A 6,023-nucleotide genomic window follows, 5' to 3' on the forward strand; every position below is an offset into this window, starting at 1 on the left:
CGAGTACCTGGTAGCTCATATGATCCGTAACTAGTGACTAGTGACTGGTGACTGGCGGTAATGAACGGGTCATCCTGGTTATCACGCCAGTCACGAGTCACCAGTCACGGATTTATAAACAAGGGCGGCCAGGTTTTTCCACGGCGCATCGGCGAACGGGTACCGTTGCTCCCTTCCGGGCCTGGCGGGGTTCGCCGCCGCCCGATCGCATGGGACCCGGCCGCCCCCAAAAACCGTGACTCGTGACTCGTAACTCGTGACTCGAGGACCGCCGCTGACGGCTGCAGAAGGGCGGTCCGATCGAGCTCATCGTTGCGACAGGGCTGCATTTCTAGCTGCATGGGGCGGCAAAAGGCAAGTTATTTTCCCCTCTATTCTTCACGTGAGGGGGGCTTTCTGAGCTCTTTTTTCTCGGACTGCTTCCGCTTGTGTTCCAGGACCTTCTCCTTGGCGCGGCGGGAGCGCCTCCGCTTCTGCTTTTTCAGCTTCCAGCGCCGCTGCTCCTCCCTGCTCGCGCGGCCAAGCTGCATGCGCTCGATCTTGTCGGCCAGCCTCGCGCGGGCCAGATGGCGGTTTATGGCCTGGCTCCGCTCCGACTGGCAGCGGACCTCTACGCCGGTCGGGATGTGCCTCAGCAGGACGCATGTGGAGGTCTTGTTGACGTGCTGGCCGCCCTTTCCGGATGAGCGGATGAACTGCTCGAAGAGGTCGCGCTCGTGTATGCCGAGCTCCTTGAGCCTTCGGGCGACGAGCGAGGTCTTTTTCAGGGAGACCGGCATGGTTGGGCCTGTCTTCAATTGGATGATTTTTCAGCGGAGGGAGTGGGATTCGAACCCACGGTACCTTGCGGTACACACGCTCTCCAGGCGTGCCAGATAAACCGCTCCTGCATCCCTCCGCTCAAAAATCGGTTTTCAATCGATATACTCGAGCGAATTTCAAGTAAACGCTCAGCGGAGAGGGTGGGATTCGAACCCACGGACCTCCTTTCGAAGGTCAACGGTTTTCGAGACCGCCCCGATCGACCACTCCGGCACCTCTCCGCTCAACGGCCGCTCGTTTTTGGGCCCGCCTATTAAACACAGGCGGTGATAGTTATCAATATCAAATGCCCGCGTTAACTCCATGAAAAATGTAGTTAAATTTTCAGGCAACAAATCGGGCGACAGGACGATAAGTAGGGATGCGGCTGCACGCTCCCTGGCGGTCTGCCCGGCGGCGTCTGTCGCTTGAGGTTTGCGCATGGACTTCAGCGGAGAGCTTCTGGTTACCTTTGCGGACCCCGCGGTGCGGGACTGGTGCCATCGTGTGATCGAGGCTGCCCGCGCGGGAGGCCACGACTTCGCGGTCGATGAGGATAAGCTGCGCGGGGCGATCGACGACCCGGATATCTTCCACTCTGATCAGGGCGCCCCGTTATGGTGGGATTTCTGGCAGGCCTACGGCGCCGCCCTCGTCGGCTCGAAAGACCTCGACGTGCGCTCCCAGCCCTTCGCGTCTCAGTTTCGGATCTTCAGCCAGGACCCGAGGATTCTGCTCTCCCACGAGTTCAGGCGCAAACTCGACGGTGCGATCCCGCCGGTCCCTTCGGAGTTCGAACTCGTCAGGCGCTACCGAGCGGTCCGGGGCAGCGCCGAGGAGCTCAGGTGCGAAATCGAGGGGCTGTGCAGGACTGTCGTGAGCCCCGGTCTGAAGGATATGATGGACCGCTTCGCATCGGAGCTTGAGGAGATGGAGAGCGAGTCGAGGGGCGGTATCGCCGGGGACAGGCAGCGGCTCTTCGAGATCGACAGCTCGGTGGGCCGCGCGGCAGCGATCATGGACATGGACAGGAGAGCGCTGGCCGGCAGGGCGCCCGAGCTCTTCAGAAACACGATGTTCGCGATCGACTTGGCCTCGGAACGCGCAAAGGCGAGGCTCAACGAGCTTCGCTCGCGCATCGCTGCCGAGCTTGCGCTGAATCCGCTTGACGAGGAGCCCTGCGCGGCCGCGGGGGACAAAGGGCTCTTCGAAGCGGCTGCGGAGTTGTCGCTTCGCCTTTCGGAGATCCTGCGGATCGGCCTCTTTACCGGAAAGATCGGGGCGATTGCTTCCGAGAAGCCGGACTTCGGGGGGCGGATGTCGTTCGAGGAGCTTAGCGACCTGGCCTTCCATGCAATGGCGGCTATGGTTCCGAAGGAAGCCCTCCGGAGCATCGATCGGACCGGAGCCAATCCCCTGCTCGTCGATGCTGCGCTGCTCGACGCCGCCTTCAGGCACAGGATGGGGGACTCCTCTCAGGCGTACGCGGAGGAGATAGGGCCGTTCATCAGGAGGGTGCTCGTCGGCCGCCCGCAGCGGGTGCGGGACGGGACCGCTGCGCCGGATGGCGAGGCCGAGGCGGAGAGGGACGACATCGCCGCCGGCAGGATCGGGGAGTGGCTCTTCGAACAGCACGATTCGGGCGAGCCCCGCCCCATGCACCTGGAGCTCGGCGGGGGCTCGAACCCGGCTGGGCTCGCCCTCGCGGCGAGGCTCGCGGACGTCACGGTCTTGTCCATCGACCCGAACTGCCCCCCGATCGCGGAGGAGGCGATCTCGAGGATCGGCTTCGTGCCGCGGAATTTCCTGGCGCTCGCAGGCAGGGCGGAGCGGCTCGTGCCCTACAGCTTCAAACGGCCGCTGTTCGAGGGCGCGCTCATGGTCGCCCCCCCGCCTCTCGGCTGGGTGGGCATGATGCTGTCGGCCATTCTCGCCGTGAAGCCGGGCGGGAGAGTCGACATATACAAATTCAACTCCAGAAACTTCGATTTCGGTTTCCTCAGGAGGTCAGGTTTCGAGGTGAGCGTGGAGGACCTCGACGGGGCCGACCCATCGCTCCCGCCCAGCTCGTTCTTCGAAAGCGGTGTCTCGGTCAACCACATCGGCATCACGGTGCCTGAGAGGGGCGGGGGCGACGACGGATGGGGCGAGGGGGAAGGCCCCGGCCCGATCGTGAGGGGCAGGCCCGGCACGCCGCGCCCGCTGACGAGGAAGAGGCGCATCGGGCCGCCCCGCGGCCCGGCTTCGGCCTCCGATATCTCCGCGGGGGTCTTCGCCGCGCCTCTCAATGCCCCGGTCGCGGCGCCGTGCGCCGCGCAGTCTTTGTCACTCTTTACAGGTTTTCTCGTCAGGGCGATCTGACCGGCCCCTGGAATTCCTGAGCACCCTGAAAAAATCGGAGAGCGCGGCCGCGCACTCCGATTCGAGCACGCCAGCCGTGACCTCGATGGAGTGGTTGAGGCGGGGATCGTTCGACAGGTCGTAGAGCGTGCCCATCGCGCCCGCCTTCTCGTCCCTGCAGCCGTAGACGACCCGCGGGACCCGCGCCTGGAGCATGGCGCCTGCGCACATGAGGCACGGCTCGCATGTCACGTAGAGGGTGACGCCGTCGAGCCGCCAGCTCTTGAACTTCTTCGCCAGCTTTCCCACGAGCAGGATCTCGGCGTGGCCGAGGGGATTCTGCGTCTGCTCGCGGACGTTGTGCGCGCGGCCGACGATCTTCCCGCTGCGGACCGCCACCGCGCCTATCGGCACCTCGCCTCTGTCCGCAGCTTTGCGCGCCTCCGTCAGCGCCTCGCGCATCCAGCGCTCGTCCGTGTTTGCGGGTTGGGGCATGCCCGATTCATACTTCGTCATGCCGCGCCAATGCAATTGCGAAGTGCCCTGGGGCGATTTTTTTGCAAAAAGGAGTTGCAATCTTCCGGACGTTTCCCCAATATGCGCCGCCATGCTACTCCAATATCTTCCAGTTTCAGAGATAAACCTCGCAGATTCAAGCTACAGGATCACCTTCGCGCCCGAGCTCGAGGCGCTCACGCGCTCCATCAAGGCGGTCGGGGTGATCCAGCCGATCAACGTGAGGCACACCCCGGACCACACGTACCAGATCGTAACCGGGTACAAGCGCGTGCTGGTGATGCAGGAGCTCGCCCGGCAGACGCTGCCTGCGCTCGTGCACGAGCCGGCCGACCTCTCTCCCACGCAGGCGTTCATGTGGAGCCTGCACGACAACGCGGCGACAAGGGAGCTCAACCTCATAGAGAAGAGCATCTCGCTCACGAAGCTCAACCAGTTCTGCCAGGTCTCCGAGGCGGAGATGGTCAAGCGCTTCCTCCCGCTCTTCGGCCTGGACCCGAGCTACAGGACCCTGCACCAGCTCATGTCGCTGAACGAGCTCACCGAGCCGCTCAAGGGCTACGCGGTCTCGAGCGACCTCGCGCTCTCGTCGGCAAGCCGCATCGCCGAGTTCAGCTCGTCAACGCAGCAGGAGCTCCTGCCCGTGCTCACGCAGATCCGGCCTTCGGCGAGCAAGCTCAACGAGCTGCTCACCCTCATACGCGAGATCGCGGCGCGCGACGGGCTCACCGTCGAGGAGATCCTGCAGCGCTACCAGTTCATGCAGGTGGTGGCCGACAGGGCCAGCTCCGCCGCCGACAAGGTGCGGCATCTCAGGCAGGCGCTGCGCGGGATAAAGATCCCGCAGCTGGCCGAGAGGCAGAACCAGATCGCGAGCCTCATCCAGAACCTCGACCTCCCCGATTCCGCCAAGGTCGTCCACGACCCCTACTTCGAGGACGAGAGGATCAAGCTCGAGTGCCACTTCTCGACCCCCGAGGAGATCGAGCAGCTGGCCAACAAGATCCAGGAGGCCTTCCAGAGGCAGCATTGGCACCAGATCTTCGACTGGTACAAGGCCTAGAATTTCACTTCACTGTGCAGGTTTGCTCGGAACGCCCTCTTGCGGAGGTGTCTCTGCCTGCGGCTGAGGTGCGGGCTGCTCGGGCGGGGCTTCGGGTGAAGGTGCCGGAGGTGCGGGCTGCTCGGGCGGGGCCGGGACCGGAACAGGGGGGGCTGCCGGGACGGAGGGCGCAGGCGCCGGGATGAAGGTGTCCTGAGCCGGCCGGACGATCGCCTCGGCAACGACCGGCATCGACTCCACCGTGCCTCCGTTGAAAGAAGCGGCTATGATCTGTCCGCCCGCCTTGTCGAAGGCGACGCCGGCGGGCGAGTCGATCCCGGTGTTGAAGCTGTTGAGCGCGAAGCCGATGTCTATCCTGTAGACCCCCGAGAGGCCGGTGCTGGCGACGTAGAGGTTGCCCTTCTCGTCCGCGTCCATTCCCTCGAGAGTTCGCAGAAAGACCGCGGGCAGGGGGCGCTGCTTTCCCTGGCGGTTGTACGCGGTGACCTGCCCCGAGCTCCAGCCCGCGACCGCGAAGACCTGCTTGGCCGAATACCAGACCACCGCGTGCGGCCGGCCCAGCGACTCGCCAAAGACCAGCGTCGTGACCTCGTGCTGGCGCGAGAGGTCGATGCGGTAGATGCGGTTGCCCGGCCCGTCGGCGACATAGATCGAGTTGTCCGGCCCCGCCTTCACGTCGTAGAAGTGCTGGACCGGGAGGTTGCCGAAGTTCACGTCGAAGAGGTGGTTGCCGAACGTCGTGTCGTACGCGCGCAGCTTGTCGATGTCGCACACGTAGAGGGTCGTCCCCACAACCGCCATGCCCTTGGGCGCGTGGAGCTCCACGCTCCTGGAGGCGCCGTCGATGAAGCGCAGGTTGTCGAGCGAGCCGTCGCCCTTGAGCCTGGAGATGAAGCCGTTGTCGTCCTTTGCGTCGAGCGAGCCGTTCACGTTGGAGACGAAGATGAAGTTCGTGCGCGCGTCCACCGCCACGCCGTAGGGGTTCGTGAACCCGCCCGTGGTGAATGCGTGGGCAGAGGCCGAGACGAGGATGGCGGCCGCAAAGGCCGCGAAGCACAATGTCTTTTTCATGAACATGAAATTAGCTTTAAAGTGTCAAAGTGTCAACGCGGACAGCCGCAGGGCTTCCGGGCCCTTCCTTCGTCGCTGGCGTGAGACGTCAGACGGAGCGGATCGGCTCGCTCTCCTCGCTACCCCTCCTCGGCTCAGGCGCTGCCTCGGCCGGGGCGCAGTTCCCACGCCCCGGCATTTCATCATTAGATGAACCAGACTGTCTGAAGGTCATCGGGGGCTTTCGTCGGCC

General features: G+C 64.2%; 5 protein-coding genes, 2 tRNA genes and 1 other RNA gene. 2 read left to right on the plus strand and 6 right to left on the minus strand.

From position 1 onward, the window contains the following. Nucleotides 1-123: 123 nt before the first annotated feature. The 4 genes from ffs to JXA24_05545 form a co-directional block, all read right to left on the minus strand. Nucleotides 124-222: signal recognition particle sRNA small type (gene ffs / locus JXA24_05530), an RNA gene on the minus strand. A gap of 149 nt (nt 223-371) precedes the next feature. Further along, nucleotides 372-779: a peptide chain release factor-like protein gene (locus JXA24_05535; protein ID MBN1283219.1), complete on the minus strand. Its 408-nt coding sequence runs from the start codon at nt 777-779 to the stop codon at nt 372-374. Nucleotides 780-813: 34 nt separating this feature from the next. Then, nucleotides 814-898 (minus strand) — tRNA-Ser (locus tag JXA24_05540). A 56-nt stretch (nt 899-954) separates the two neighbouring features. Then, a tRNA-Ser gene (locus JXA24_05545) sits at nt 955-1,043 on the minus strand. Between the two features lie 199 nt (nt 1,044-1,242). Between JXA24_05545 and JXA24_05550 the strand changes: the two genes are divergently transcribed. Next, nucleotides 1,243-3,162: a hypothetical protein gene (locus tag JXA24_05550; protein MBN1283220.1), complete on the plus strand. Its 1,920-nt coding sequence runs from the start codon at nt 1,243-1,245 to the stop codon at nt 3,160-3,162. Here the strand turns inward: JXA24_05550 and JXA24_05555 are convergent. Then, nucleotides 3,127-3,636: a nucleoside deaminase gene (locus tag JXA24_05555; GenBank protein MBN1283221.1), complete on the minus strand. Its 510-nt coding sequence runs from the start codon at nt 3,634-3,636 to the stop codon at nt 3,127-3,129. The genes JXA24_05550 and JXA24_05555 overlap by 36 nt on opposite strands. 112 nt (nt 3,637-3,748) lie before the next feature. On the opposite strand from JXA24_05555, the gene JXA24_05560 reads away from it, so the two are divergent. Further along, the gene (locus tag JXA24_05560) at nt 3,749-4,720 is read left to right on the plus strand and encodes a ParB N-terminal domain-containing protein (protein ID MBN1283222.1); all 972 of its coding nucleotides are present in this window, start codon (nt 3,749-3,751) and stop codon (nt 4,718-4,720) included. Nucleotides 4,721-4,729: 9 nt separating this feature from the next. On the opposite strand, the gene JXA24_05565 is transcribed toward JXA24_05560, so the two are convergent. Continuing rightward, nucleotides 4,730-5,797: a hypothetical protein gene (locus tag JXA24_05565; protein MBN1283223.1), complete on the minus strand. Its 1,068-nt coding sequence runs from the start codon at nt 5,795-5,797 to the stop codon at nt 4,730-4,732. Nucleotides 5,798-6,023 lie beyond the last annotated feature (226 nt).

This window comes from Pseudomonadota bacterium (assembly GCA_016927275.1).
Lineage (GTDB): Bacteria > UBA10199 > UBA10199 > 2-02-FULL-44-16 > JAAZCA01 > JAFGMW01.